The organism is Pseudomonas sp. BR20, from assembly GCF_050780135.1.
Lineage (GTDB): Bacteria > Pseudomonadota > Gammaproteobacteria > Pseudomonadales > Pseudomonadaceae > Aquipseudomonas.
Genome location: NZ_CP172012.1, coordinates 411,842 through 436,995, shown reverse-complemented (window position 1 = coordinate 436,995; position 25,154 = coordinate 411,842). Strand labels below are relative to the sequence as shown.

23 protein-coding genes are annotated in these 25,154 nt (G+C 62.8%); 9 read left to right on the top strand and 14 right to left on the bottom strand.

Annotation, left to right across the window (positions count from 1 at the left end; translation table 11 throughout):
• Positions 1 to 135: 135 nt before the first annotated feature.
• The 6 genes from ACHPFG_RS01970 to ACHPFG_RS01945 all read right to left on the bottom strand — a co-directional run bounded on the left by ACHPFG_RS01970 (position 136) and on the right by ACHPFG_RS01945 (position 5,083).
• Positions 136 to 1,056, bottom strand: a complete 921-nt coding sequence (locus ACHPFG_RS01970; RefSeq protein WP_431701472.1) for a sigma 54-interacting transcriptional regulator — start codon at positions 1,054 to 1,056, stop codon at positions 136 to 138.
• A 49-nt stretch (positions 1,057 to 1,105) separates the two neighbouring features.
• Positions 1,106 to 1,687 (bottom strand): alpha/beta hydrolase, encoded by a 582-nt coding sequence (locus tag ACHPFG_RS01965; protein ID WP_131696999.1) that lies wholly within the window; start codon positions 1,685 to 1,687, stop codon positions 1,106 to 1,108.
• Positions 1,688 to 2,001: 314 nt separating this feature from the next.
• Positions 2,002 to 2,403: an ExbD/TolR family protein gene (locus ACHPFG_RS01960; RefSeq protein WP_010565408.1), complete on the bottom strand. Its 402-nt coding sequence runs from the start codon at positions 2,401 to 2,403 to the stop codon at positions 2,002 to 2,004.
• A 1-nt stretch (position 2,404) separates the two neighbouring features.
• Positions 2,405 to 3,124: a MotA/TolQ/ExbB proton channel family protein gene (locus ACHPFG_RS01955; protein WP_431701471.1), complete on the bottom strand. Its 720-nt coding sequence runs from the start codon at positions 3,122 to 3,124 to the stop codon at positions 2,405 to 2,407.
• Positions 3,125 to 3,176: 52 nt separating this feature from the next.
• Entirely contained in the window at positions 3,177 to 3,992 is an 816-nt protein-coding gene (locus tag ACHPFG_RS01950) for an energy transducer TonB (RefSeq protein WP_431701470.1), read from the bottom strand.
• 239 nt (positions 3,993 to 4,231) lie between these two features.
• On the bottom strand, positions 4,232 to 5,083 hold the full coding sequence (locus ACHPFG_RS01945; protein ID WP_431701469.1) for a LysR family transcriptional regulator: 852 nt from the start codon (positions 5,081 to 5,083) through the stop codon (positions 4,232 to 4,234).
• Positions 5,084 to 5,191: 108 nt separating this feature from the next.
• Here ACHPFG_RS01945 and ACHPFG_RS01940 point away from each other — a divergent pair, with 108 nt between their 5' ends.
• Entirely contained in the window at positions 5,192 to 6,379 is a 1,188-nt protein-coding gene (locus tag ACHPFG_RS01940) for a CynX/NimT family MFS transporter (protein ID WP_431701468.1), read from the top strand.
• On the opposite strand, the gene ACHPFG_RS01935 is transcribed toward ACHPFG_RS01940, so the two are convergent.
• On the bottom strand, positions 6,350 to 8,698 hold the full coding sequence (locus ACHPFG_RS01935; RefSeq protein ID WP_431701467.1) for a TonB-dependent receptor: 2,349 nt from the start codon (positions 8,696 to 8,698) through the stop codon (positions 6,350 to 6,352). The two genes, ACHPFG_RS01940 and ACHPFG_RS01935, sit on opposite strands and share 30 nt — an antisense overlap.
• A gap of 154 nt (positions 8,699 to 8,852) precedes the next feature.
• Between ACHPFG_RS01935 and ACHPFG_RS01930 the strand changes: the two genes are divergently transcribed.
• Both ACHPFG_RS01930 and ACHPFG_RS01925 read left to right on the top strand, forming a co-directional pair.
• Entirely contained in the window at positions 8,853 to 9,797 is a 945-nt protein-coding gene (locus ACHPFG_RS01930; RefSeq protein WP_431701466.1) for a LysR family transcriptional regulator, read from the top strand.
• Between the two features lie 99 nt (positions 9,798 to 9,896).
• Positions 9,897 to 11,504, top strand: a complete 1,608-nt coding sequence (locus ACHPFG_RS01925; protein WP_431701465.1) for an alkaline phosphatase family protein — start codon at positions 9,897 to 9,899, stop codon at positions 11,502 to 11,504.
• Between the two features lie 276 nt (positions 11,505 to 11,780).
• Here ACHPFG_RS01925 and ACHPFG_RS01920 read toward each other — a convergent pair whose 3' ends face one another.
• Positions 11,781 to 12,686 (bottom strand): TauD/TfdA dioxygenase family protein, encoded by a 906-nt coding sequence (locus ACHPFG_RS01920; protein WP_431701464.1) that lies wholly within the window; start codon positions 12,684 to 12,686, stop codon positions 11,781 to 11,783.
• A gap of 179 nt (positions 12,687 to 12,865) precedes the next feature.
• Between ACHPFG_RS01920 and ACHPFG_RS01915 the strand changes: the two genes are divergently transcribed.
• The gene (locus tag ACHPFG_RS01915) at positions 12,866 to 13,786 is read left to right on the top strand and encodes a LysR family transcriptional regulator (RefSeq protein WP_053137653.1); all 921 of its coding nucleotides are present in this window, start codon (positions 12,866 to 12,868) and stop codon (positions 13,784 to 13,786) included.
• A 53-nt stretch (positions 13,787 to 13,839) separates the two neighbouring features.
• Here the strand turns inward: ACHPFG_RS01915 and ACHPFG_RS01910 are convergent, their stop codons facing one another.
• Positions 13,840 to 14,841, bottom strand: a complete 1,002-nt coding sequence (locus tag ACHPFG_RS01910) for an ABC transporter substrate-binding protein (RefSeq protein ID WP_431701463.1) — start codon at positions 14,839 to 14,841, stop codon at positions 13,840 to 13,842.
• A gap of 288 nt (positions 14,842 to 15,129) precedes the next feature.
• Here ACHPFG_RS01910 and ACHPFG_RS01905 point away from each other — a divergent pair, with 288 nt between their 5' ends.
• From ACHPFG_RS01905 to ACHPFG_RS01895, 3 genes are read left to right on the top strand one after another with little or no spacing between them, the layout of a single operon-like run.
• The gene (locus tag ACHPFG_RS01905; RefSeq protein WP_431701462.1) at positions 15,130 to 16,722 is read left to right on the top strand and encodes an ABC transporter permease; all 1,593 of its coding nucleotides are present in this window, start codon (positions 15,130 to 15,132) and stop codon (positions 16,720 to 16,722) included.
• Complete coding sequence (locus ACHPFG_RS01900; protein ID WP_431701461.1) at positions 16,719 to 17,534, top strand: ABC transporter ATP-binding protein; 816 nt, start codon at positions 16,719 to 16,721, stop codon at positions 17,532 to 17,534. The genes ACHPFG_RS01905 and ACHPFG_RS01900 overlap by 4 nt, the downstream gene beginning before the upstream one ends.
• 29 nt (positions 17,535 to 17,563) lie before the next feature.
• Positions 17,564 to 19,174: an arylsulfatase gene (locus ACHPFG_RS01895; RefSeq protein WP_431701460.1), complete on the top strand. Its 1,611-nt coding sequence runs from the start codon at positions 17,564 to 17,566 to the stop codon at positions 19,172 to 19,174.
• Here ACHPFG_RS01895 and ACHPFG_RS01890 read toward each other — a convergent pair.
• Entirely contained in the window at positions 19,146 to 20,225 is a 1,080-nt protein-coding gene (locus ACHPFG_RS01890) for a fatty acid desaturase (RefSeq protein ID WP_431701459.1), read from the bottom strand. The two genes, ACHPFG_RS01895 and ACHPFG_RS01890, sit on opposite strands and share 29 nt — an antisense overlap.
• Positions 20,226 to 20,326: 101 nt before the next feature.
• On the opposite strand from ACHPFG_RS01890, the gene ACHPFG_RS01885 reads away from it, so the two are divergent.
• Positions 20,327 to 21,331: an AraC family transcriptional regulator gene (locus tag ACHPFG_RS01885; protein ID WP_131697003.1), complete on the top strand. Its 1,005-nt coding sequence runs from the start codon at positions 20,327 to 20,329 to the stop codon at positions 21,329 to 21,331.
• Positions 21,332 to 21,458: 127 nt separating this feature from the next.
• Here the strand turns inward: ACHPFG_RS01885 and ACHPFG_RS01880 are convergent, their stop codons facing one another.
• Complete coding sequence (locus ACHPFG_RS01880) at positions 21,459 to 21,824, bottom strand: response regulator (RefSeq protein ID WP_131697004.1); 366 nt, start codon at positions 21,822 to 21,824, stop codon at positions 21,459 to 21,461.
• Positions 21,825 to 21,862: 38 nt separating this feature from the next.
• Positions 21,863 to 22,549 (bottom strand): Crp/Fnr family transcriptional regulator, encoded by a 687-nt coding sequence (locus tag ACHPFG_RS01875; RefSeq protein ID WP_431701458.1) that lies wholly within the window; start codon positions 22,547 to 22,549, stop codon positions 21,863 to 21,865.
• An 83-nt stretch (positions 22,550 to 22,632) separates the two neighbouring features.
• Here ACHPFG_RS01875 and ACHPFG_RS01870 point away from each other — a divergent pair, with 83 nt between their 5' ends.
• Positions 22,633 to 23,160 (top strand): DUF962 domain-containing protein, encoded by a 528-nt coding sequence (locus tag ACHPFG_RS01870; protein WP_431701457.1) that lies wholly within the window; start codon positions 22,633 to 22,635, stop codon positions 23,158 to 23,160.
• A 126-nt stretch (positions 23,161 to 23,286) separates the two neighbouring features.
• Here the strand turns inward: ACHPFG_RS01870 and ACHPFG_RS01865 are convergent, their stop codons facing one another.
• Both ACHPFG_RS01865 and cysW read right to left on the bottom strand, forming a co-directional pair.
• A complete protein-coding gene (locus ACHPFG_RS01865) occupies positions 23,287 to 24,267 on the bottom strand; it encodes a sulfate/molybdate ABC transporter ATP-binding protein (protein ID WP_431701456.1) in 981 nt (326 codons plus the stop codon).
• Positions 24,268 to 24,270: 3 nt separating this feature from the next.
• Complete coding sequence (gene cysW, locus ACHPFG_RS01860) at positions 24,271 to 25,143, bottom strand: sulfate ABC transporter permease subunit CysW (protein WP_090401148.1); 873 nt, start codon at positions 25,141 to 25,143, stop codon at positions 24,271 to 24,273.
• Between the last annotated feature and the right edge of the window lie 11 nt (positions 25,144 to 25,154).

Below are 25,154 nucleotides of genomic sequence, written 5' to 3'. Positions count from 1 at the left end.
GGAATTGCGGGGCGTCTCTGACGACCGTTTTTTATGTGGTGTGCCAGCGAAGTGCTATCGCGGCGTGGGAGGGACAATACCTAGATTTTTTATTCCCGAACAATATCTTTTATTCACGTTGATATTCCATTTTGCTCATGTAGCGGCTTGTTCACGTAGAAAGCGGCGCAAGTCTTCCTGCTCAGCCAGGCTGGCATTGGCGAAGATCCGCTGCACTTGCTCCAATGGCGACCCCGCCACCGGCAGGTTCAGATGCTCGGGCAGAATTTCGTCGCCGCTGCTCACCAGCAAGGCGAAGTGAATGACGTTCTCCAGCTCGCGGGTATTACCCGGCCAGCTGTGGTGTTCCAGTACGCGCTGGGCGGCGTCGCTGATCAACGGCACCGGCAGGTCCAGGCGCTGGCTGTAGATACCGAGAAAGTATTCAGCCAACGACAGGATATCGCCCACCCGCTCACGCAACGCCGGCAGGTCCAACTGGCCCTCGCTGAGGTAATGGAAAAGCCGCTCATGAAACTTGCCGGCGGCCACGGCCTGGGCCAGGTCGATGCTGGTGGCGGCCACCAGGCGCACGTCTACCGGGCTCGGCTGGTGGGCGCCAACGCGGGTGACTTCATGGTTTTCCAGGGCCGCCAGCAGTTTCACCTGGATCGGCAGCGGCAAGTCGCCGATCTCATCCAGGTACAAGGTGCCGCCATTCGCCGAGCCAAACCATCCGGCGCGGCTGCTGGCCGCGCCACTGTGGGCGCCGGCCGCGTAGCCGAACAATTCGGCGTCGGCGTAGGTTGGGCTGATGGCGCCGCAATTGACCGAGACAAACAAACCGGAGCGGTCGCTGCCCCGGTGAATATGCCGCGCCAGCAACTCTTTACCGCTGCCGGTCTCGCCCCGAATCAATACGGGCAAGGCGCGCGGGGCGAGATTTTCCAGGTCTTCGCGCAGCTTGCGCGAGCGTGGGTCGACAAACACCAGCGCCTTGGCGCGGATGCTCAGCGGGCTTTTTTCGGCGTCGGGGAAGGTCAGCAGTGGCTGACCGAAGGTTTCATGCAGACTCATGGCAGGCTCCCGCCCCAAATCCACTCAGGGACGGGGCGTTGAAAAAATATCAGGCGGTGCGCCGGGCGTGATGCTCGAGGCGGCTTTGCAGGCGATACAGGTAGGCGAACCCCTGCTCCCAGCGTTGGTGGCCGGACTTCACATTGATATGCCCGGCCCCCGACAGGATGCCGGCTTCGGCCCCCCAGTGACGCGCCAGCTCTAGGGCCCGGGGGGCGCTGACGGCGCTGTCGTTATCGGAACTGACTACCTGGCTGGGAAAGGGCAGCAGGTCGGTCGGGATCGGCGCAAAGTTGCGCAGCGCGGGCGAGCACGCCGGACGTTCGACATCCGCAGGAGCCACCAACAAGGCCCCGCGCACCTGCCGCAGGAATTGCACGGGTGCAGTGGCAGCCCAATGGGCCACGGTGATGCAGCCCAGGCTATGGGCGATCAGAATCACCGGGGTGCTGTCGGCGGCGATCGCCTCGGCCAGCGCGGCTACCCAGTCCTCACGGCGCGGCGTCAGCCAATCGGCCTGCTCCACGCGCGCGCTGTTGGGCAGGCTGTTCTGCCAATGAGTTTGCCAATGATCTTCTGGCGATCCTTGCCAGCCCGGCACGATCAGGTAACGAATCGACTCGCTGTGCATGGGTGTGCCCTCCTGCAGCGTTTAACGTTGCAGGACAGTATAGGGACGAGGGTTATATTCGTTAAGGAATAAGAAGCTATTTATTAATAACCAAAAACTCAAACCTGCATGAGGTTCAAATGTGGGAGGGGGCTTGCTCCCGATGGCGGTGGGTCAGCTGACAAATAGGCCAACTGACACTCCGCCATCGGGAGCAAGCCCCCTCCCACATTCCACATTCCACATTGGGAATTGGCGGCGTGGCTTGAATTCCAGGAAAAAAAAGGCCGCACCCTGCCAAGGAAACGGCCAAAAAATTGTCGAGGCTTTTGCCACTAACGTGCGGTAATCACCGACAGCTTGGTAATGCCCGCGCGCTCGATAGACGCCATGGCTCGCGCCACTTCGCCGTAGTTCACACCATCGTCAGCCTGCAGTTGCACCCGCACATCGGGGTCCTTGGCCTTGGCCGCCTGCAGGTTGAATTCCAGCAGGTCCGGCTGGATTTCGTCCTTGTTGATAAACAGTTTGCCGGCGCCGTCGATGCTCACCACCAGCGGGTCCTTCTGCTCCACCGGGGCTACGGCTTCGGTCTTGGGCAGGTTGATCGGGATCGCATTGGTCAACAGCGGCGCGGTGACGATAAACACCACCAGCAGCACCAGCATCACGTCCACCAGCGGCGTGACGTTGATCTCGCTCAGTACCTCATCACTGTCTTGCGTGGAGAAGGCCATTTCAGGACGCCTCCTTCACTTTCTGCGGGTTGCCGGCGGCACTCTTGGTCAGGGCCGGGTGCAGCAGGACGCGGAAAGAGTTCTTCTGCGCCAGGCTGTAGAAGTCGTGGGCAAAGTCATCCAGGTCAGCCGCCGTGAGCTTCAGGCGACGCAGGAAGTAGTTGTAGACCAGCACCGCCGGCACCGCGACGGCGATCCCCACGCCAGTGGCAACCAGGGCGGCACCGATGGGGCCGGCCACGGTTTCGAGGCTGGCGGAACCGGCGGCGCTGATGCCCTTGAGCGCTTCCATGATCCCCCACACCGTGCCGAACAGGCCGATAAACGGCGAGGTGCTGCCGATACTGGCGACCACGGCCAGGCCGGTTTCCAGGGAGCGGCGTTCACGTACGATCTGCTGGCGCAGGGCACGCTCGAGGCGGTCCTGGTGGTTGATCGCCTGGCTCAGGTCGGCCGCGTGCGGCGCTTCCCCAACCTGGATCGCGGCGTAACCGGCCTGCGCCACATGGGCAGCGGCGCCGGGCTGGGTTTCGGCCAGTTCGGCGGCCGAGTCGAGACTCGACGCCGCCCAGAACTGTTTGTGGAACTTGCGATCCTGCGCTTTAAGGCGACCGAACTGCACGCCCTTGAGCAGGGCCAGGCCCCAGGTGGCGACCGAAAAGACCACCAGCAGCCAGATCACCGCGCTTTCGATGGATTCAAGTGGAGATGCTAATGCCATGGTGTTTTCCCTCTGAACAGATCGCGGCGTGTGCAACACCCCGCAGCAATAGTTAGTGAATCTTGAAATCGATCGGTACGCTGACCCAGCCGTCCTGGGCCACATCGCCCTGCTTGGCCGGCACGAAGCTCCAACGCTTCACGGCGGTCAGTGCGGCGTCGTCGAGTTGCTGGCGACCGCTGCTTTTCTGGACCTGGATCTCGCCCGGCTTACCGCTGGCCAGTACCTGCACCCGCAACAACACCGTGCCTTCCCAACCGCGACGCTGAGCCAGTGACGGGTACTCCGGCGCCGGGTTCTTGAGGTACGCGGCGTTGGCCGAAGCCGGTGTCACCGGGGCTGGCGCGGGCGGAGCGGGCGCGGGGGCCGGTGGCGCCGGTTGCGGTGGCGTGGGGGCCTGCTCGACCGGTTTCGGTGCGGGCTTGGGCTCAGGCTTTGGCACTGGCTTCGGCTTGGGTTTTGCAATCGGCTTGGGCGCCGCCGGCTTGGCGGCCAACTCATCCACCACCGGCGGCGGTGGCTCGACTACGGGCGGCGGCGGTGGTGGTGGCACAGGCGGTGGCGGTTCCACCACGGGCGGTGCCGGCTGGGAAAATTCGATGGTCATCGGCGGAATTTCCGGCGGCACAATCGGCAGCACCGGGGTGGGTTTCTGGCTGACCCAATAAATCACTGCACCGTGCAGGGCCAGTACCAACAAACCGAGCAGGATCCCTTCGCGGCGGCTGGAGAAGCGCTTTGGGGTTTTCTGCGTTCGCAATTGCCCCAACGGCGCGCGGTGCGGCCGGCCAAGGTCGACCAACTCACCACTCGGTGCCTGGCGCCATTGCGCCTCGGGTGCACTGGCGGCGGTCTGGACATTGCCCATTGATTGACTCCCTACGGTTTCGAAACCAAAAAACCGACGGGCCTGCGTGGAAGGCCGTCGAGGGCTGAATCATCGGGGCCAGACGCTTATCTCTTAAAGTAATCTTTAAAGTTATACATAGATCTAAATTGAATAAATGAAACACCCGAAAGCGCCAAAGTCCCGGCCCACGTGGCCTGGCGACAAGGCGCTGTTTTTCAATGCTTTTCAGGCATGCAAAATATTCAGCAAAGGCATGGTTAAGCGGGGCTGTTTGCGCACAAATCGAGCAGTTGCCGCTGCAAACTCTGCCCCGCCGCGCCCAGGCCACTGCGGGCATACAAGGCCAGCCGCACGCCTTGAATCATCGGCAAACCGCTGTCTGCCCCCAACACCACATGCCCGGCCTGTACCACCCTTAGTGGCAACAAACTAATGCCCAGCCCGGCCGCCACCGCCGAACACACGCTGGCCAGGCTCGCGCTGGAATACCCGATGCGCCAGCGCCAGCCACCCACCTCCAGGTGTTGCAGCATTTCATTGCGGTACAGGCCGCCCACCGGAAAGGCCACCAACGGCAACGGATCGCGGCCCAGGCACGGCGTGCTGCGACTGTCGACCCAGCACAGTGGCTCGGGCCATGAGGCCAGGCAGTCGGCGCTGTCACCCATCTGCTTGACCAGCAACACATCGAACTCGCCACTGCGGTATTGGCGCTGCAACTCGGGGCCGAGGCCGCTGGTGACCTCCAGCCGCACCCGTGGATACGCCAGCACAAACGCCGACAGCAACGGCATCAGGCGCTCGGCGGCAAAGTCTTCCGGTACGCCGAGGCGCAGCACGCCGTCGCTCTGTTGGTTGATCAACACATCGGCGGCTTCTTCATGCAGCGCGAGGATGCGCCGCGCATAGGCCAGTAAGCGCTCGCCCTCAGCGGTGGCGACCACGCGGCGCTGGTCGCGGTCCAGCAACTGGCACGCCACCGCCTCTTCCAGGCGGCGGATCTGCTGGCTCACGGTGGACTGGGTCAAGTGCAGGCGCTCGGCGGCGCGGGTGAAATTGCCGCAGTCCACCACAGCGACAAAACTGCGCAACAACACGGGATCGAACATGGGCGTCACCATTCCATTAGCCACTGATTGGCATGGTTATATTTAATTTCAGAATACCTTTGGCGCTGGCCATACTCACGCCTCATTTACCGACTGCAAGAGCGTTGCATGACCCTGAATAAATCCCTCGCCGGCTGGGGCCTGCTGGTGGTGCTCGGCCTGAACCTGCGGCCGATCCTCAGTTCCATCAGCCCGTTGCTCGGCGAGATTCGCCAGGCCACCGGCATGAGTTTCCAGAGCAGCGCCCTGCTGACCAGCCTGCCGGTGGTGTGCATGGGGCTGGTGGCGCTGGTGGGCGTGCGTGTGGAAGCCCGTCTGGGCGAGCGGCGCGGCATCGCCCTGGGCTTGATGATGATCCTGCTGGCGTGCCTGGCACGCTGGTTGATGGGCCAGGCGTCGGCGCTGCTGGTCACGGCGCTGCTCGGCGGCGCGGGTGTGGCGCTGATCCAGGCCTTGGTGCCGGCGATGATCAAGCGCGAATTCCGTCATCGCGTGCCGGTGGCGATGGGTGTGTACTCAGCTTCGCTGATGGCCGGCGGCGGGCTGGCAGCGCTGCTCAGCCCGCTGGTGGCCACGCATTTCCAGGAGTGGCAGGCGGGGTTGGGGGTGTGGCTGCTGCCGGCGCTGGGCGCCTTGCTGCTGTGGGCCTGGCTGCCCCTGGGCGCGGCCAGAAATCCACAGGTGGTGCCGGCCTTCAAGGACCTGCGCAATCGCCGCGCCTGGTTGCTGGCGCTGTATTTCGGCCTGGTCAATTGCGGCTACATGAGCCTGGTGGCGTGGCTGCCGGCCTACTATCAGCAACTGGGCTGGGGGGTGTTGCCCAGTGGTTCGCTGCTGGCGTTCATGACCATTTTCCAGGTGATCGCCGCGCTGTTGATGCCAGTGTTGGCGCAGCGCGGTATCGACCGTCGGCCGCTGCTGGGCATTGCCCTGCTGGCCCAGACCGTGGGTTACCTCGGCCTGATCATCGCGCCGCAGGAGTATCCGCACCTCTGGGTGGCGTTGTGTGGCTTCGGCCTGGGCGCGTGTTTCGCCTTGAGCCTGCTGCTGACCCTCGACCACCACCGCGACCCACGCCAAGCCGGGCAACTGGCGGCCTTTGTGCAAGGCGTGGGTTTCTTGATCAACGCTGTGTCGCCGTGGATGACCGGTTGGCTGCGCGAGCTGACCGGCAACTTTGTCAGCGCCTGGGTGGTGCTGACGGTCACGGCGGTGGCGATGCTGGTGGTGACGCGAGTGTTCAGTCCGGCCACCTATCGCACGGGGCTAGAAGTCATAGCGCCCAGTCACTCCTAGCGTGCGCGGCGTACCGAGCAAGCCTTCGTAGCCGCCGTTCCCCCCCGTCCACAGAGTGGTGTAGTAGGTCTTGTCGAAGGCGTTTTTCAGCCATAACGACACGTCCCACTGCCCCTGCTCATAGTTGCCTCGCAGGCCGGTGGACAGGTTGACCACGGCATAGGCAGGAATCTGTCCAGAGTCGGAGTCCTCCACCGTGCCCACGGCCTTGGAGCGGAAGGCATAGCTGGCGGTGACATAGGGTTCGAAGCCGTTATCCAGGTTCCACTTGTATTCGCCGTTGGCGTTGGCGATCCATTTCGAGGCCCCCACCACTTGGTGCCCACTCAGGTCGCAGGAGGCCGGCGCACCGGGGCGCAGACTGACTTCCGGCGGGCACGGCGCATCCTTGTAAGACAGGTAGCTCACATCGTTGAACGAGCCGTTGAGGTTCAGCGTCAGGCCCTTGATCGGCACCAGGGTGCTTTCCACCTCGACGCCCCGCGAGCGCACCGCACCGGCGTTGGTCAGGTACTGCACACGGTTGTCCTGGTCATAGGCATTGGTCTGGTAACCGTTGACCTGGGTCCAGAACAGGTTGGCATTGAGCTGCAGTCGCCGGTCCCACAGCGTGCTTTTGAAACCCAGCTCGGCGTTGTTGGCGCGCTCGGTGCCGATCAGCAGTGAGTCGGCGCCGGCCGTTGGCGCAGAGCCTACCGCCAGGTTGACCCCGCCGGACTTCTCGCCATGGGACAGCGTCGCGTAGCCCAGCAGGTTGTCGTTGAAGTGGTAGCTCAGGTTGAGCAAACCCGAGGGGCTGGCGCTGTATTGCGTGAGGTCACCGGAATCGTATGCCCCCGCGCGGCCACGTCGAGCCGTAGCGGCAGCACCGGCGACCGCCGCACCTCCGATGGGATTGTTACGCGTGACCCAGGCACTTTTTTCTTCATAGGTACCACGCAGGCCGGCGGTGAAATCCAGGCGCTCGGTAAGGTGCCAGGTGCCTTGGGCAAACAGTGCAAAACTGTCGGTGCGAATGTGCCCGTTGCCGACGCTGCTGACATTGGCCAGTGCGCCGGCCGGCGTGCCATTCCAGATATCGGCCTGAGGCCCGTAATAGCTGAAGGATTTGTTATCCAGCGAATTACCGAAGTAGTAAGCACCGAGCACGTAATCGAAGAAACCGCCAGTGGGTGAAGCCAGCCGGAATTCCTGGGACCACTGTTTGTCTTCCACCGACACCCCGCCGTTATACAACGCCGGCACGTTAAGGCCGTCGTCGTTACGCGGGGTGAAATTCCAGAAGCGATACGAACTGACCGAGGTCAGGGTGAAGTCACTCGGCAACGTCCAGTTGGCTTCCAACGACGTGCCGCCCTGGAACACGGTGACGTGCTGGTCGCTGTCCAGGTTGACCTTGCGATGGGTGCCGTCCACCAGGGTCGCGCCTGCCGCGTTGGCCCGCGACTGGTAGAGGTTGGTGCCGTTGATGGTCGGCCCGGTGCTGTACAGCACACGGGTGCCGGCGCTGGAATCCTCTTCGTTGTAATCGCCGATCCAGCGCAGGTTGAACGCCTCGCTGGGCTTGTACAGCAGTTGCCCACGGAAACCCTGGCGCGAGCCGCCGTTGAGGTCATGGCCGTTGTATTCGTTCTTGATGTCGCCGTCGCTGCGGGTGCGATACGCCGAGAAACGCCCGGCCAGGTCATCGGTGAGCGGGCCGGAAATCGTGCCCTTGGTCTGGAAGTAGCCGTCCTCGCCCAGCGAGGTTTCGATGCTGCGCTCCGGGGTAAAACTCGGCGCGCGCGTGCTGATGTTGATCACGCCGGCGGTGGTGTTTTTGCCGAACAAGGTGCCTTGCGGGCCGCGCAAGACTTCAAGCTGTTCGATGTCCATCAGGTCGAACACCGCCATGCCCGGCCGCCCGAGGTAAACGTTGTCGATGTACAGCCCCACGCTGCCCTCAAGGCCGTCACTCGCCGGGTTGTTGCCCAGGCCACGAATCGACACGCTGGACTGGCGCGCATGCATATAGGCGACGTTGACGCTGGGCACCAGTTGCTGCAAATCCTGAATCCGGTACACCCGCTGGCTCTCCAGCGCCTGCCCGCCGATCACGCTCATGGGCGTCGGCACTTCCTGGGCACTCTCGGTGCGGCGTCGAGCGGTCACCGTGACGGTTTCCAGTTGGCCACTGGCGCTCTCGCCTTCGGGCGCAGGCGTGTTTGCGTCGGCCGCGTGGCTGGGCGTCCAATTGGCACTGCCGGCCAGCAACAGCGCCAGCGGCAAGCGCTTGAGCCGCCAGGGAGAGGAAGGGACAGCGGACTTCAACAGACTCATAAGCGGCTCCGAACCCGGAAATATCCATCGAGAGATATTCCTTTAGGTTATTTATTTATGTTTTAACGAACATTTACTGCATAAGAGATAGCCTTTATAAGGAGTCGACCTAATGCATAGCCAATGCATTTCCCGGATATTTTTGATGTGAAAAATGCATATCGATTTGCGCCAGCTTCGTCATTTCATCGCCCTTGCCGAACAACGCAGTTTTGTCGCGGCAGCGTTGACGGTGAACCTGTCGCAGTCAGCGTTCAGTCGCAGTATCCAGGCCCTGGAACACAGCGCCGGTTGCCAACTGATTGACCGTGGCCGTAAAGACCTGGCACCGACCAAACAAGGCCAGGTATTGCTGGAGCACGCCCGGCGCCTGGTCAGCGGCGCGCAGCAATTGGCCAACGAGATCAGCCAGTTCAATGGCCTGGAGGCGGGAGAATTACGCTTCGGTTGCGGCCCGGCACCGGCCGGCGGCTTGGTCCCCCGCGCCATCGGCAGTTTTATCGGGCGCTACCCCAAGGCACGCGTGCAGTATCAGGTGGACGACTGGCAGAGCCTGAGCAAACGCCTGCTCAGTGAAGAGTTCGAGTTTTTCGTCGCCGACACCCGACACTTCGAAGCCAACCCCGACTATCACACCCACCGCCTGCGCCCACGCCGCTGGTATTTCTGCTGCCGCGCCGGCCACCCGCTGGCCCTGCGCGACAGCGTGAGCGCCGCCGAGCTGATGAGTTACCCGCTGGCCGTGACCGTCCGCCCGCCCAACCTGCGCAAGGTCATCGTCGACCTCAGCGGCCGGCCCGATTACCTGCCCAATGTCGAATGCGAGAACGGCTATAGCCTGATGGGCGTAGTGCTGCACTCCGACGCCATCGGCATCGTCAGCGCCAACAGCGATGTGCTGCACATGGCCCGGGGCGAACTGGTGTGCTTGAAGATCGAGGGCCTGGCTGAGGATCTGGAGGAGCGCTACACCCGCTACGGCATCGTCAGCCGTGCGGGGTATCGCTTGTCGCCGCTGGCGGAAGCGATGATCGAGCACATCAAACAGATCGATGAGTTGGATGAGAGTGTGTGTGCGCTGGAGAACGTCGCCGTTTAGGCCATGCATTCACTGCATCAGGCCCAGTCCCCAAATGCACTTGCCAGCCCCCGCCCGAACGGCGAAAAACCTCACCTGTCCTCCGTCTGGTGAAGCCCCATGTCCCACCCCCAACCCGTGCGTAACGTGCTGTACATCATGTGCGACCAACTGCGCCGCGATTACCTGTCGTGCTATGGCCACGCCCACTTGCACACGCCGAACATCGATCGCCTGGCCGCCGCCGGTGTGCGCTTCAGCCGTGCCTATACCCAAGGCACCATCTGCGGGCCCTCGCGCATGTCGGCCTATACGGGTCGCTACGTCAGCAGCCACCAGGTGGCGTGGAACGCGGTGCCGTTGCCCCTGGAAGAACTGACCATCGGCGACTATCTGCGCCCCCACGGCATCCGCACGGCGCTGGTCGGCAAGACCCACGCCACGCCCAATGTGGAAGCCTTGCAACGCCTGAATATCGACCCTGACAGCGAGCAGGCCGAGCCGTTGAACGAGGTCGGCTTCGAGGCGTACCTGCGTCATGACGGCATCTACCCCGACAGCCCGCTGTTCGATGAAAAACGCGAGTCCGCGCCCTACACCCATTACCTGCGCGAGCAGGGCTACAGCGGCACCAATCCGTGGCACGAATGGGCCAATGCAGCAGCAGGTGAAAACGGCGAAGTGCTCAGCGGTTGGCACATGCGCAATGCAGGCCTGCCCGCGCGCGTGGCCGGGGAACACTCGGAAACCGTCTACACCACCGACCGTGCTATCGACTTTATACGTGAGCAGGCCGAACAACCGTGGTGCCTGCACCTGTCGTATATCAAGCCACACTGGCCCTACATCGCACCGGCGCCCTATCACGCGCTGTATGGCACCGAGCATATCCAGGCACCGATCCAGCCAGGGGAAACCAGCGATCACCCGGTGTACCAGGCGTTCCGCCAGCACCAGGAGAGCCTGAACTTTTCCCGTGACGAGGTACGGCTCACGGTGATTCCCACCTACATGGGCTTGATCAAACAGGTCGACGACCAACTGGGGCGACTGTTCGATTTTCTGCAAGGCAATGGCCGTTGGGACGACACCCTGATCGTGTTCACCAGCGACCACGGCGACTTCCTCGGCGATCACTTCCTCGGCGAAAAAGAATTTCTGCTGGAACCTGCCGTGGGCATTCCGCTGATCGTGCGCGACCCACGCGCCGCTGCCGATACCCGCCGTGGCACAGTGGATGCGCGCCTGGTGGAAACCATCGATGCGCTGCCGACCTTCCTCGATGCCTTGGGCCTGCCCGCGGCCGAGCATCGCCTGGAAGGACGCTCACTGATCCCGCTGTTGCACGGCCAGGAAACAAGCTGGCGCCGCTACGCCATCGCCGAGTACGACTACGCCTTCCAGGCCCCGGCCCGCGAACGCCTGGCGCAACCCATCGACCGTTGCCGCATGACCATGGTGCGCAGCGAGCGCTGGAAATACCTGGCGTACGACGGCTTCCGCGCACAATTGTTCGACCTGGAAAACGACCCACAGGAACTGCACGACCTGGGCGACGACCCGGCCTATGCCGAGGTGCGCGAAACCCATTTGGGGTATCTGTTCGAATGGCTGCGCGGGCTGAAGCGGCGCACCACCATCAGCCACACTGAGATCGATCTGCGTGGCCAACGGTTTCGTTACGGTGAGCCGGAAGCGGAGAAAGTGGTGCAAATCGGCGTCTGGTAAACCACACATCGAATGTGGGAGGTCCCACTACCTCTTCGAAGTAGCGTTGTCGCGCAGCAAACGGGGCCCCCTGTGGCGAGCGGGCTTGCCCCGCGTTGGGGTGCGAAGCGCCCCTGATGAAGACGAATGCGGTGTATCAGGCACTCCTCTGCGCCTGGTTCCGGGGCTGCTGCGCAGCCCGACGCGGGACAAGCCCGCTCACCACAGGTACGGTGTTCGCCCTTAACTAACTGGCATTGGGGCTTGCCCCCCTCCCACATTTGAAGCGTTGTCAGCTCAGAGTCCTTTGGTGGTCTGACTCCGCTGCCCGTGCACGCCCACCGGCACATCGCCCTTGAGCGTCACCCGGCGCACGATGCGTTCCTGGGTGCCGTAGTCGTCCACTGCGTAATGCTGGGTGGCGCGGTTGTCCCAGATCGCCACGTCGCCGGTGCTCCAACGCCAGCGCACGGTGTTTTCCAGGCGGGTGACGTGGCTTTGCAGCAGGTTGAACAGCTGGGTCGAGTCCGCCTGGGAATAACCTTTCAGGCGCTTGACGAAGTGCCCCAGCAACAGGGTTTTCTCGCCACTGACCGGATGCACGCGCACCACCGGGTGCTCGGTTTCATACACCGTCGAGGTGAACACCTTGCGGTATGCCTCAAGCCGCTCTGCCGACACATCCGGCTTGAGCGCGGCGTAGTCGTATTCGTTGCTGTGCACTGCCCACAAGTTATCCGCCAGGGCGCGCAGTTCGACGCTGAGGTCGTTGTAGGCGCTCGAGGTGTTGGCCCAGACCGTATCGCCACCGGATTTGGGCGCCAGCACCGAACGCAGGACCGAAGCTTTCGGGTAGGCGTCGACGAAGGTCACATCGGTGTGCCAGGAATTGGCGCGCTGGCCACGGGTACCGTCCAACTCCATAAGAAAGCGCGTGCCGTCGCGCACCGGCACCGTCGGGTGGGCAATCGGCTCGCCGAGCAGATGGGCGAAGGCTTCCTGGCTCTGGTCATCGAGGTGAGTCTGCTCACGGAAGAAGATCACCTTGTACTGCACCAGCGCCTGCTGGATGGCTTCCACCGTGGCGGCATCCAGATCGCCGGACAGTGTGATCCCGCGAATCTCGGCGCCGATGCGGCCGGCGACCGGGTGAATATCCAGCGCCTGGGCGACGGGTTGAACAGCTAATGCGGCGTTGCTCATGGTGATGACCCTCTTGTGCCTGCTGATGGGGACGCTTTCCGACAACGCTCTATCCATATGCAATTTAGGTCTAGCAAATGAATGGATGCTTCGTTGACGGAATAAGAGCTTGCATTTAAAACCTCTGCTCCCGTGGTCGCAAATGCCTTCGACCTATTTTTAAGATGCAGGGAAAGCATATGGATCTTCGCCAACTCCGGTACTTCATCGCCCTCAACGAACACCGCAGTTTCGTGCGCGCAGCGGACGCCATGGGCATCACCCAACCGGCGTTCAGCCGCAGCATCCAGGGACTGGAACAGGAGTTCGGCTGCGTGCTGGTCGACCGTGGCCACAAGGATCTGCGCCCCACGCCGGAAGGCCAGGTAGTGCTGCAACACGCCCTGACCCTGGTGCACGGCGCGGCGCTGCTGAGCAGCGAAGTGACGCGCATGACCAAGCTCGACGCCGGCGACCTGCGCTTCGGCTGCGGCCCGGCACCGGCGGTGAAACTGGTGCCGGATGCGGTGGCGCGCTTTATCAGTGCCCACCCGAAAATCCGCACCAGCTTCCAGGTGGATAACTGGGAAAAACTCAGCCGAGCCCTGAGCCGTGAAGAGATCGAGTTCTTTATCGCCGACATCCGCCAATTCGAAGCCGACCCGAATTTCCAGACCCGCGCGCTGACCCCCAAGCGCGGGGTATTTTTTTGCCGACCGGGGCACCCGTTGCTGGCCAAGGACAGCCTGTCGACCAACGACATGTTCGACTACCCGCTGGCGGCGCCGCTGATCTCACAGGGCATTCGCAAACTGTTGGCGAACCTGAGCGGGCGCATGGATTTTTCCCCGAGCATCCAGACCGAACATTTCCCGGCGCTGGTGAAGATCGTGCTGCAGTCCAATGCCATCGGCGTCGGCACCGAGGAGGCGTTCGCCGAAGACATCGCCCAGGGCACGTTGAAGCTGCTGCACTGGCGCAACCTGCCGCAGAACATGGAGACCATGAGCGCCCGCTGCGGGATTGTCAGCCGCACCGGTTCGCGGTTGTCGCCGGCGGCGAAGGCGATGATCGAGACGCTGGTGGAGGTAGACAGGCAGGAGGTAAGTGTGGCGGTTTGAAGGGCCTCATCGGGGGCTTGCCCCCGATGGCGATGGCCCAGACACCACCCGACTCAACGCCCCGCCGCCTCCAGATTCGGCGCCACCCAGTCACTCACCTGGAACGACTTGCGAATCAGCTTCTCCTTGGAGGCCAGATCCACCGAACCCTGCAATTTAGCCAGGAACACCGGGTCCAGGGTCGACGGGAAAATCTCGCTGAGGGTCTGGTCTTTCAAGTCATTGGTGAGGATCACCGGCGGGTAACTGGCCAGCCCGGACACCAGCGCAATGTAGGCTTGCTTGTTGTTGTCATCGGTCAACCATTGCACCGCCTGCTGCTGGGCCTTGAGCAGCTTGGCGACGGCGTCGGGATGCTCGTCGACAAACTGTTTGCTGCCCACCAGCACCGCCTGGACGCTGCCGGCGCCGCCGAGGTCCTTGGTGGTCAGCGGAATTTCAGCCAGCCCCTTGGCTTGCAACGCCGTCAGGTTCGAACCGCCCCAGGTGGCGTCGATCTGCTTGGCGGCCAGCGCGGCATTGGCGGCGCTGTAGTCCAGGCTGATGACTTTGAGGTCCTTCTCACTCAAGCCCTGGCTGGTCAATGCACTGTCGAACGACAACTGGCTGGCCGTGCCACGGAACACCGCGACGCGCTTGCCCTTGAGGTCCTGCAAGGTCTTGATGCCAGAGCCGGGCACCACGCCGAGGTACTGCTTGATGTCCCGCGCGGTGGCACTGAGCAAGCGCGTCTCCAGGCCATTGGAACGGCCGATGATCGCCGCCAGGTCGCCCAGGTACGCCAGGTCCACCTGACCGTTGGCGAAGGCTTCATTGATCACGGGGCCGGCGCCCTTGAAGTAATTCCACTGGATCTTGATGCCTTGGTCGGCAAAGGCTTTTTCGAAGATCTGCTGCTCGCGCAGCACGTCCGTTATGCCCCCACCACTGTGCTGGCTGCCTGCGCTGAGGTCGGGCACGGCGATGCGGATTTCCTTGAGGTCGGCAGCCTGTACCAGGCCCGCCAGTGCGGTGCCTGCGACCAGGGTGATCAGACGTTTGAAGGGCAGTTTCATAAGCGCAGCTCCTTGTGGGCGAGGGTCGCCTGGGGAGCAGAAAGTAGGCACAGACGGATAAAAACTTTAAATACTATAAATTCACAATTTAATAGCTTTTGGATCTATGCAAGTGAAAGCGCCGGTCCCAGGGGGCTATGCATAAACAGCATCGAAAATATTCTTCGAATGCATTGGATGCGCGCCGGGCAGAAGCTTTAAATGATTTTTCTTATCCCCCAATCATCTTGATTGCGTTTTTATAAGATCAAAAACACATAACGCCATCGGCGACAACGGAGGTCCTCCATGGCCCGAATTTCACTTTTGAGCCTCCCGCTCGCGGCCCCCGGCGCCCCGCCACACTGGCCGCTGCGCAGTGAACGCCTATTGACATGGTTGCTGCCGGTGACGCTGTTTGCGCTGTGGTGGCTGGCCAGCCGCAATCACTGGATGAGCGAGCAGATCCTGCCGCCACCGTCCCTGGTGTGGAGCAGCGCCGTGGAACTGGCCGGCGGCGAGTTATGGAGCCACTTGGCAATCAGCCTGCAACGCCTGTTCTGGGGCCTGCTGGCGGGCATTGGCGCCGGGGCGCTGCTGGGGGCGTTGCTGGGGTTCAGTGCGCGCGCCGAGCGCCTGGTGTTTCCGACGTTCAGCGCGTTGTCGCAAGTACCGACCCTGGCCTGGATTCCGCTGTTCATGGTGTTCTTCGGCATTGGCGAAACCCTGAAACTGGTCGTGCTGGTGAAGGCAATCGTGGTGCCGGTGACCCTGCATACCCTGGTGGGCGTGCGCGACGCCCAACCCCAGTTGCGTGAAGCCGCCCGCGTGCTGCGCCTGCCCACGCACCTGTTGATCCGTCGCCTGATCCTACCTGCCGCGCTCCCCGCCTTTATGGCCGGGGTACGCCTGGCCCTGGCGGCCGGCTGGACCTCGCTGCTGGCGGTGGAGTTGCTGGCCTCCAGCGAAGGGATCGGCTACCTGATGGTGTGGGCGCGCCAACTGTTCATGCTGGATATCGTCTTCGTGTGCATCGTGGTCATCGGCGTATTCGGCGTGGCGATGGACCGTGGCATTGGCTGGCTGGACCGCAAATGGGTGCACTGGCCCCATCCGGCCACGGCGCAGATTCGTCGCGGGCCGCGCTATCAAGGCTGGCAGCGCCTGCAACCGTGGTTGCTGCCCCTGCTGTTGCTGGCGCTGTGGCAGGTCGCGACGCAACAAGGCTGGATCGACCCGAATATTCTGGTCAGCCCATGGGTGGTGCTGCACACCACCGTCGCCGGGGTAGTGGATGGCAACCTCAGCGGTGCACTGGGCACCAGCCTGGGGAGAAGCCTGGGCGGGTTGCTGCTCGGTGGCGGCCTTGGCTTTGCCATGGGCCTGTGGCTGGGACTGTCACGGCGCAGTGAGCGGGTACTCGGGCCGACCCTGGCGGCCTTGCGTCAGATCGCAATTTTTGCCTGGGTACCGCTGCTCACCGCCTGGTTTGGCCTGGGTGAGTTAGCCAAGTGGGTGTTTATCGCCCTCGCCGCCTTCTTCCCGCTGTTTATAGCCACCCAACGCAGCGTGCTGAATCTGTCGCCGCAGCTCAACGAAGCGGCGCAGGTGTTGCGCCTGAACCTATTCCAACGGTTACGACGCCTGGTACTGCCAGGTGCCGCAGCCGGTATTTTCGCCGGCCTGCGCCTGAGCCTGGTCTACGCCTGGCTGGGCACCATCGGTGCGGAATATTTCATGCCGTCCAACGGCGGCATCGGCAGCCTGATGATCGGTGCCCAACAACTGCTGCGCATGGATCTGATCATGAGCGGCATGCTCCTGGTCGGCCTCACCGGCGCAGCCCTCAACCTGATCGGCCAGCGCATCGAAACCCGCGCCACCCGCTGGAGACACGCATGAACGCACCTATCGTCAGCTTCAACCATGTGGGCAAGACCTTCAACGTCGACGGCTTCGAGCTGGAAGCCATCCGCGAATTCAACCTGGAGATTGCCGAAGGCGAATTCGTCGCGATTGTCGGCTCCAGCGGCTGCGGCAAATCCACCCTGCTGCGCCTGTTGGTGGGGCTGGATACGCAGTTTCGCGGCGAGATCCGCGTCGACGGCAAAGCGGTCAGCGGCATCGGCGGCGAACGCGGCATCGTGTTTCAGGAGCACCGTTTGTTCCCCTGGCTGAGCGTGGCGGAAAACATCGGCCTGGGTCTGGTCAACGAGCGGTTGAGCGAGGCAGAGCGAAACCAGCGCATCGCTGACTTTATCGAACTGGTCGGCCTCACCGACTTCACCCGCGCCTATCCGCACCAACTGTCCGGCGGCATGGCGCAACGGGTGGCGATTGCCCGCGGACTGGTGGCCAGCCCGCGCATTCTGTTGCTGGACGAACCGTTCGGCGCCCTCGACGCCCTGACCCGCCAGCAGATGCAGGACGAACTCCTGGCGATCCGCGCCCGCGCCAAAATCACCACGGTATTGGTGACTCACGATGTGGAGGAAGCGATTTTCCTCGCCGACCGGGTGGTGGTGATGGAGCCCCGGCCGGGGCGAATCAAGCAGGTCGTCGAGATTGCCCTGCCCCACCCGCGCCAACGCAGCAGTTTCGAATTCCACCAACTGCGTGAGGAGTTGCTGCATGAACTGACCAGCGACGGCCATTACCAGCCGCCCGCGCGCGAACAGATCCGCGACCTGCCACTGGCGTTTATCGCCTGCTGAAAAACCGCCTGCTAATGAGGAGTGCCGTGATGCCGCAACGTCCCAATTTTCTCGTGATCCTGGCCGATGACATGGGCTTCTCCGACCTCGGTGCGTTTGGCGGGGAAATTTCCACGCCGCACCTGGACGCCCTGGCGCTGAACGGCCTGCGCCTGACCGACTTCCACACCGCCCCGACGTGCTCGCCTACCCGCTCGATGCTGCTCACCGGTACCGACCACCATATCGCCGGTATCGGCACCATGGCCGAGGCACTGACCCCGGAGCTGATCGGCAAGCCCGGCTACGAGGGCTATTTGAATGACAAGGTGGTGGCGCTGCCGGAGCTGCTGCGCGAGGCCGGTTACCAGACGCTGATGAGCGGCAAGTGGCATCTGGGCCTGACCGCTGAACTGGCACCCCACGCCCGCGGTTTCGAGCGTTCGTTCTCGCTGCTGCCGGGGGCGGCCAACCACTACGGCTTCGAACCGACTTATAACGACGACACCCCAGGTCTGCTCAAATCCACCCCGGCGCTGTACATCGAAGACGACCGGTTCATCGAGCAACTGCCCAAGGATTTCTATTCCTCCGATGCCTTCGGCGACAAGCTGCTGCAGTACCTCAAGGAGCGCGATCAGGCACGGCCATTTTTCGCCTACCTGCCGTTTTCCGCGCCGCACTGGCCGTTGCAAGCGCCTGCGGACATCGTCGAGAAGTACCGTGGTCGCTACGACGCCGGCCCCGACGTGCTGCGCCTGGAACGCTTGGCCAAACTCAAAGCATTGGGGCTGATCGACGCCGACGTCGAGCCCCATCCGTTGATCGAACTGAACACCCAGTGGGCCGCCTTGACCGACGAACAGCGCCAGGTCTCGGCGCGGGCCATGGAAGTGTATGCGGCGATGGTCGAGCGCATGGACTGGAACATCGGCCGAGTGGTGGATTACCTGCGCCAGCAGGGGCAGTTGGACAATACGTTCATTGTGTTCATGTCCGACAACGGTGCCGAAGGTGCGCTATTGGAGGCGTTCCCCAAGTTCGGACCGCAGTTGCTCACCTACCTCAACCAGCATTACGACAACAGCCTGGACAATATCGGCCGCGCCAACTCCTACGTCTGGTATGGCCCGTCGTGGGCGCAGGTGGCAACCGCACCGTCACGATTGTTCAAGGCGTTCACCACCGAGGGCGGGATTCGCGTGCCGGCGCTGGTGCACTATCCGCAGCTGTCCCTCAAAGGTCGTATCAGCCATGGGTTCGGCACGGTGATGGACATCACGCCGACCATCCTGGACCTGGCCGGCGTGCGTCATCCGGGCAAACAATGGCGTGGCAAGCCGGTGGCGCCGCTGCGGGGCAAGTCGTGGCTGGGCTTCCTCTCTGGCGAGACCGCCCAGGTGCACGACGAAAACACGGTGACCGGCTGGGAGCTGTTTGGCCGCCGTGCGATTCGCCAGGGCCAGTGGAAAGCCGTGTACATCCCCGGCCCCGTGGGCCCGGCGACCTGGCAGCTGTATGACCTGGGCCAGGACCCAGGAGAAATCCACGACCTGGCCTTGAGTCATCCGGACAAACTCGCCACGTTAATCGGCCACTGGCAGCAGTATGTGGACGAAACCGGCGTGGTGCTCAGCGCGTCGCCGTTTCAGCCGGATTGAGCCGGGTCTGGGGCGACGCCATGGGTTCAAGCCGATTGGCCCGCGCAAACGTACCGAAATCATTGAAGCGCACGCCCATCTCGGCCATGACCTCATGCGCCACCTTGGCCGTCATCTGGCGGATGTAGAACGGCTCCTTCACCACAAAATGGTGAATCCCGTGGGTGCTGCCGAAGTTGAAGCAGAACGCCTGCAACGGCCACATCCACCATGGGTTCAACACTTGGGTTTGCTGGATCACATTGCCCAGTTCCACATCGCCGTAGTAGTGCATGTTGGAGCTGACAAAGTGCAGGCAAAAGGTGCGCAGCACGTTGGGGCCGATGATCACCACAGCGGCGATGTCGATCACGTGCATCATCTGCAAGGTGCCGGTGGCCCAGTCGATCGGCGTGCCCAGCAGGCTGGCGATGCCGTTGGCGGCATGGAAACCGAGGAAGAGGTACCACGCGCCCCAATGCAGCAGCGCCAGCGGTGCATAGACCAGCAGCGAGCGCTTGAGGATCTTGAGTTTGTGGCCCCAGGTCCTGGCGCGCAGCATGCGGATAAACGCCGACATCACGTTATCGCCCACCATCAGCAACCGCGCCAAGCCCCAGGGCTCGCCGTTGGTGATCGCACGTTCCTCCATATCGGTCTCGGTGCCGGAGACCTTGTGGTGATTGAGGTGCAGGTGGCGACGGATCCACGGGTTGATGGTGCTCGGCCGCGCCAGCCACACCAGGCCCATCATCAGGTTGTGCGGCACGCGCTGTTTGCGAAAGTACATGCTGTGGATCAGGTCGTGTTCCAGCTCGTGGGTCAGTGAGGCCAGGAATGCATTGAGCAGCAGGCAGGCCCACCAGGCCATGTGACCGCTGATATAGAGCGCCGCCGAGCCCATCATGCCCAGCAAGGCAAAGGCCAGGATGCCCGCGCCCAGGGCGTCCTGATGCAGCAACCACGGGTGCTGCCGGCGCAAGCGCACGCCTTCGGCGAGCACCACCTCGCGGATATGCGCCGAACGCTGTTGCGCGTTCATCTGCTGGGGACTTGCAGAAGTACCGTCCATGCTCCCATCCTCTTATTCATTGATGGTTACATCCTGCACCAGGGCTTCTTGCAGGACGCTAGCCCCACACGCCAACCTGTTGACCGCAAGCGCCAATTGCCATGACCGAACCGACTTCCCTCGCCAGCTGGACCCGCGCCCTGCGCAAGCAGCTCGATGCCCTGGGCCTCGACAGCGCCGCGCTGTGCGCCCAGGCCGGGCTCGATCCGCAGCAGATGGACGACCCCAACGCGCGTTACCCGCTGTCGGCCACCACGCGCTTGTGGGAACTGGCGGTGCAGGCCAGCGGCGATCCGGCAATCGGGTTGCGGGTGTCGCGGTTTGTCAGCCCGACCACCTTTCATGCGTTGGGTTATGCGTTGGTGGCGAGCGGCAGCCTGCGCGAGGTGTTCGAGCGCATCGTGCGGTATCACCAGGTGGTCAGCGATGCCCTGACCCTTGAGCTCAGCGGCGATGGCGAGCGCTACCGCTTTCGCCTGCTGCAACCGCCGGGCAGCCCGGCGCCGGCGCTGGAAGCCATCGATGCGTTTGCCGCGATCTATGTGCGTACGTGCCGCAACCGCCTGGGCCGCGACTATGCGCCGTTGGCGGTTTACCTACGGCGCCCGCAACCTGCCGACCCCAAGCCCTGGCACACGGTGTTCCGCGCACCGGTGTTTTTTGGCGCCGAGGAAGACCGCCTCGAATTCGCCGCCAGCGATTTCGACAGCCACTTGGACGACGCCAACCCGGAACTGGCGGAACACAACGAAACCGTGCTCAAACGCACCCTGGCCCAACTGCAACCGCTGACCTGGGAACGCAAGGTGCGCGCGGCCATCGAGGCGCAACTGCCCGATGGCGAGCCGAGTGCCGAGCGGATTGCCCAGGCGCTGCACTTGAGTTTGCGCAGTTTGCAGCGGCATCTGGCGGATGAGGGGTGTCGGTTTGATGCGCTGCTCAATGAGTGCCGGGAGAATCTGGCGCTGTTGCATCTGCGTGATCCACAGTGCTCGTTGGCGGAGATCAGTCATCTGTTGGGGTTTGCTGATACCAGCAGCTTTAACCGGGCGTTCAAGCGCTGGACGGGGATGACGCCGGGGCAGTTTCGGGATGGGTTGCGGTAGGGGGATGTGTGGTGACGGTGATGGCCTCATCGGGAGCAAGCCCCCTCCCACATTTGAAATGCGTTCTCCTGTGGGAGGGGGCTTGCTCCCGATGGCAATCTTTCAGGCACTACAGTGACGGGATCAATCAGCGACCCCGATCGCGCCGCAACAGTTTCTTCACCCGCATCACCAACCCCTTGGCCTCAAACGGCTTGAGCAGGTAATCATCCTCATGCAGCTCCAAGCCGCGCAGGCGATCCTCAATCCCGCCCGGCGTGGTCAGGAACAACACCGGCGTTTCGCCCTTCTGCCGGATCGCCTGCTGCAGCTTCCAGGCATTCAGGCCAGGCAGCATCACATCCAGGATCACCAGGTCGTACTCAGCGCTTTCGACAAAGCGCTGCGCCGCCATGCCGTTGGCCGCAACTTCCACGGTGTAGCCGGCCTCGTTCAAGCCCTGGGCCATCCGCTGTGCCTCTTCGGATTCATGTTCCACTAACAGGACACGCATAACACACCTCGATTGATCAGGTTTGCAGGCTAACACCCTCAGGTGTGCGCCGCCTCTCGTAGCCGCTGTGCATCGAGGATTTCGATCTCGCCGTAGCCCAGGCGCACGATGCCCTGGGTTTGCAGGTCCTTGAGCAAGGCATTGGTGGTCTGGCGCGACAGGCTCAACATCGCCGCCAGGTCTTCCTGGGGCAGTTGCAGCACGCGCTTTGACGGCTCCATGTCGCCGTAACCCGCAACGATCATCAACAGCCGGTGGGCCAGGCGAACCGAGGCGGGCATCAGGCTGAGCTGTTCGAGGCCGATAAAACTCAGGCGCAGCTTCTGGCTCATCAGCAACGCCAGGTCGCGCCAGTACCGAGGAGATTCATCAAGGATCTTCAGCAGCGCCTGCTGCGGCACCTGCACCAGCGTGCACGGCCCCGTGGCGCAGGCGTCATGGGTGCGCGGCAAACCGTCGAACAGGCAGATTTCGCCGAACCAGTAGGGCGCCCCCACCAGGCTCAACAGCGCTTCCTTGCCGTGCTCATTCACCGCACTGACACGCAGGGTGCCGTCGAGCACCGCATACAAGCCACAGGGCGGGTCGCCGCGCTTGAACAGGTACTGTCCCGCCGTCAGCTGCCGCAGCCGCGCATGGGCCAGCAGGCTATGCTGGAACGGTACGGGCAGGTGACTGAACCAGTGACCGACGGCCAACCGGGAGTGCCATTGCGTCGCATCCATGAGAACTCCGAAGATTGTCGCCCAGCTGACAGTTAGTCCCAGGCTGACAGGGCATGATCAAACATCCTACAGGAGGAACAACAATGAAAAGCCTCGTCGACCACCTCAGTCAATACGCCGCCTACCACCGCGACCCGCGCAATATCGCCAGCCACTTCATTGGCATCCCGATGATTGTGGTCGCGGTGGCCGTGCTGCTGTCACGCCCCCAATGGGCGGTGGGCGGGCTGTGGATTTCACCCGCCGTGATTGTCGCGCTGTTTTCCGCGTGGTTTTACCTGCGCCTGGAATTGGCCCTGGGGGTGCTGATGACAGTGTTGATGGGCTTGTCGGTGTGGGCCGGGCATGAGCTGGCGGCGCAGAGCACGATGGTGTGGCTCAGCAGCGGCGTCGGCCTGTTTGTGGCGGGCTGGGTGATTCAGTTTGTCGGGCATTACTACGAAGGCAAGAAACCGGCGTTTGTGGATGACGTGTCGGGGCTGATTGTGGGGCCGTTGTTTGTGGTGGCGGAAGTGGCGTTTTTGCTGGGGTTGCGCCAGGGCCTCAAGCAACAGATTGAGGAGCGCTCGGGACCGGTGGTTCGCCGCGATCTGAAGCCGAGACAGGTCTGAATGTGGGAGGGGGCTTGCTCCCGATTGCAGTGGGTCAGCAGCAGATAAGCTGGCTGAAACACCGCTATCGGGAGCAAGCCCCCTCCCACATTGAACCTGTTTCACATCGGGATTTTTGTTTGGGGCTCAGGCTTTTTGCCAGACCTTGGGTTTGAAGAACAAGGTCTCGCCGCGAGCCAAACCGGTCAGGCTGTCGTGGTCCTTCACCACTTCGGCTTCGATCAGGTCTGTCTGGCCTTCGACCTTCAAGGTTACCCGCGTGGTCGCGCCCAACGGGCGGATATCACGCACTTCAGCCGCGTGGTGATCCTCCAGCTCATGCCGCGACAGCGACACTTCGTGGGGGCGGAACAGCACGTGCTTGTCTTCACCCAGGTGCAGGCGGTTGGAGTCGCCGAGGAAGTGGTAGACGAAATCGCTGGCCGGGTTTTCGTAGACGTCGCCCGGTGAGCCGATCTGCTCGATCACGCCCTTGTTCATCACCACGATGCGGTCGGCGACTTCCATGGCCTCTTCCTGGTCGTGGGTCACGAACACCGACGTCAGGTTGATGTCTTCGTGCAGGCGCGCCAGCCAGCGGCGCAGCTCTTTACGCACCTTGGCGTCGAGGGCGCCGAAGGGTTCGTCCAGCAGCAGCACTTTCGGCTCCACCGCCAGGGCGCGGGCCAGGGCGATACGCTGGCGCTGGCCACCGGAGAGTTGTTCCGGGTAACGGTCGGCCAGCCAGTCCAGCTGCACCATGTTCAGCAGTTCGTGAACCTTGGCCGCAATCTGGCTTTCGCTCGGGCGCTGTTTTTTCGGTTTCATGCGCAGGCCGAAGGCGACGTTGTCGAACACGGTCATGTGGCGAAACAGCGCGTAGTGCTGGAACACAAAACCGACGTTGCGATCGCGCACGTCGTGGCCGGAGACGTCTTCACCGTGGAACACGATGCTGCCGTCATCCGGGGTTTCCAGGCCGGCGATGATGCGCAGCAAGGTGGTCTTGCCGCAGCCGGACGGGCCAAGCAACGCCACCAACTCGCCACTCTGGATGTCCAGGTTGATGCTGTTCAGGGCCTTGAAGGCGTTGAAGTTCTTGCTGACATTACGGACTTCGATCGACATGACTTATTCCTCAGCCGCAGCGGCGCGCAGGCGATTAATACGGTTCTCGCTCCACTGCTTGAGCAGCAGGATGAAGAGCGCCAGGATCAGCAGCAGACTCGCCACCGCAAAGGCGGCAACGTGGTTGTATTCGTTGTAGAGAATCTCGACGTGCAGCGGCAAGGTGTTGGTCACGCCGCGAATGTGGCCGGACACCACCGACACCGCGCCGAACTCACCCATGGCCCGTGCGGTGCACAGCACCACGCCGTAGATCAGGCCCCATTTGATGTTCGGCACGGTGACATGCCAGAACATCTGCCAGCCATTGGCGCCCAGCAGGCGCGCGGCCTCTTCTTCCTGGGTGCCCTGCTCCTGCATCAGCGGGATCAGTTCACGGGCGACGAATGGCACGGTCACGAAAATGGTCGCCAGCACGATGCCGGGCAAGGCGAACACGATCTGGATGTCGTGCTCCTGCAGCCATGGGCCGAACAAGCCCTGGGCGCCGAACATCAGCACGTAGACCAGGCCGGCGATCACCGGGGACACCGAGAACGGCAGGTCGATCAGCGTCACCAGGATGCTCTTGCCACGGAACGAGTACTTGCTCACGCACCAGGCGGCGCTGACGCCGAACACCAAGTTGAGCGGCACCGAAATCAGCACGGCGATCACCGTGAGTTTCAGCGCGGACAACGCGTCCGGTTCGAGGATCGCGGTGAAAAACGCACCGAGGCCGTTCTTCAAGCCCTGGGACACCACGATAAACAGCGGCAGCAGCAGGAACAGGAAGAACACCAGCCACCCCAGGCTGATCAGGATGCGCCGGGAAACAGCACTGCCACGGCGGGCTGCGTTGGCCGAGGATGCCGCGGAAATAGACGATTGGGACATGTTCCGCGCCT

Bases quoted from the DNA above. Each gene is read 5' to 3' on its own strand.
- ACHPFG_RS01970 (WP_431701472.1), bottom strand. From the start codon at position 1,056: ATGAGTCTGCATGAAACCTTCGGTCAGCCACTGCTGACCTTCCCCGAC.
- ACHPFG_RS01965 (WP_131696999.1), bottom strand. From the start codon at position 1,687: ATGCACAGCGAGTCGATTCGTTACCTGATCGTGCCGGGCTGGCAAGGA.
- ACHPFG_RS01960 (WP_010565408.1), bottom strand. From the start codon at position 2,403: ATGGCCTTCTCCACGCAAGACAGTGATGAGGTACTGAGCGAGATCAAC.
- ACHPFG_RS01955 (WP_431701471.1), bottom strand. From the start codon at position 3,124: ATGGCATTAGCATCTCCACTTGAATCCATCGAAAGCGCGGTGATCTGG.
- ACHPFG_RS01950 (WP_431701470.1), bottom strand. From the start codon at position 3,992: ATGGGCAATGTCCAGACCGCCGCCAGTGCACCCGAGGCGCAATGGCGC.
- ACHPFG_RS01945 (WP_431701469.1), bottom strand. From the start codon at position 5,083: ATGTTCGATCCCGTGTTGTTGCGCAGTTTTGTCGCTGTGGTGGACTGC.
- ACHPFG_RS01940 (WP_431701468.1), top strand. From the start codon at position 5,192: ATGACCCTGAATAAATCCCTCGCCGGCTGGGGCCTGCTGGTGGTGCTC.
- ACHPFG_RS01935 (WP_431701467.1), bottom strand. From the start codon at position 8,698: ATGAGTCTGTTGAAGTCCGCTGTCCCTTCCTCTCCCTGGCGGCTCAAG.
- ACHPFG_RS01930 (WP_431701466.1), top strand. From the start codon at position 8,853: ATGCATATCGATTTGCGCCAGCTTCGTCATTTCATCGCCCTTGCCGAA.
- ACHPFG_RS01925 (WP_431701465.1), top strand. From the start codon at position 9,897: ATGTCCCACCCCCAACCCGTGCGTAACGTGCTGTACATCATGTGCGAC.
- ACHPFG_RS01920 (WP_431701464.1), bottom strand. From the start codon at position 12,686: ATGAGCAACGCCGCATTAGCTGTTCAACCCGTCGCCCAGGCGCTGGAT.
- ACHPFG_RS01915 (WP_053137653.1), top strand. From the start codon at position 12,866: ATGGATCTTCGCCAACTCCGGTACTTCATCGCCCTCAACGAACACCGC.
- ACHPFG_RS01910 (WP_431701463.1), bottom strand. From the start codon at position 14,841: ATGAAACTGCCCTTCAAACGTCTGATCACCCTGGTCGCAGGCACCGCA.
- ACHPFG_RS01905 (WP_431701462.1), top strand. From the start codon at position 15,130: ATGGCCCGAATTTCACTTTTGAGCCTCCCGCTCGCGGCCCCCGGCGCC.
- ACHPFG_RS01900 (WP_431701461.1), top strand. From the start codon at position 16,719: ATGAACGCACCTATCGTCAGCTTCAACCATGTGGGCAAGACCTTCAAC.
- ACHPFG_RS01895 (WP_431701460.1), top strand. From the start codon at position 17,564: ATGCCGCAACGTCCCAATTTTCTCGTGATCCTGGCCGATGACATGGGC.
- ACHPFG_RS01890 (WP_431701459.1), bottom strand. From the start codon at position 20,225: ATGGACGGTACTTCTGCAAGTCCCCAGCAGATGAACGCGCAACAGCGT.
- ACHPFG_RS01885 (WP_131697003.1), top strand. From the start codon at position 20,327: ATGACCGAACCGACTTCCCTCGCCAGCTGGACCCGCGCCCTGCGCAAG.
- ACHPFG_RS01880 (WP_131697004.1), bottom strand. From the start codon at position 21,824: ATGCGTGTCCTGTTAGTGGAACATGAATCCGAAGAGGCACAGCGGATG.
- ACHPFG_RS01875 (WP_431701458.1), bottom strand. From the start codon at position 22,549: ATGGATGCGACGCAATGGCACTCCCGGTTGGCCGTCGGTCACTGGTTC.
- ACHPFG_RS01870 (WP_431701457.1), top strand. From the start codon at position 22,633: ATGAAAAGCCTCGTCGACCACCTCAGTCAATACGCCGCCTACCACCGC.
- ACHPFG_RS01865 (WP_431701456.1), bottom strand. From the start codon at position 24,267: ATGTCGATCGAAGTCCGTAATGTCAGCAAGAACTTCAACGCCTTCAAG.
- cysW (WP_090401148.1), bottom strand. From the start codon at position 25,143: ATGTCCCAATCGTCTATTTCCGCGGCATCCTCGGCCAACGCAGCCCGC.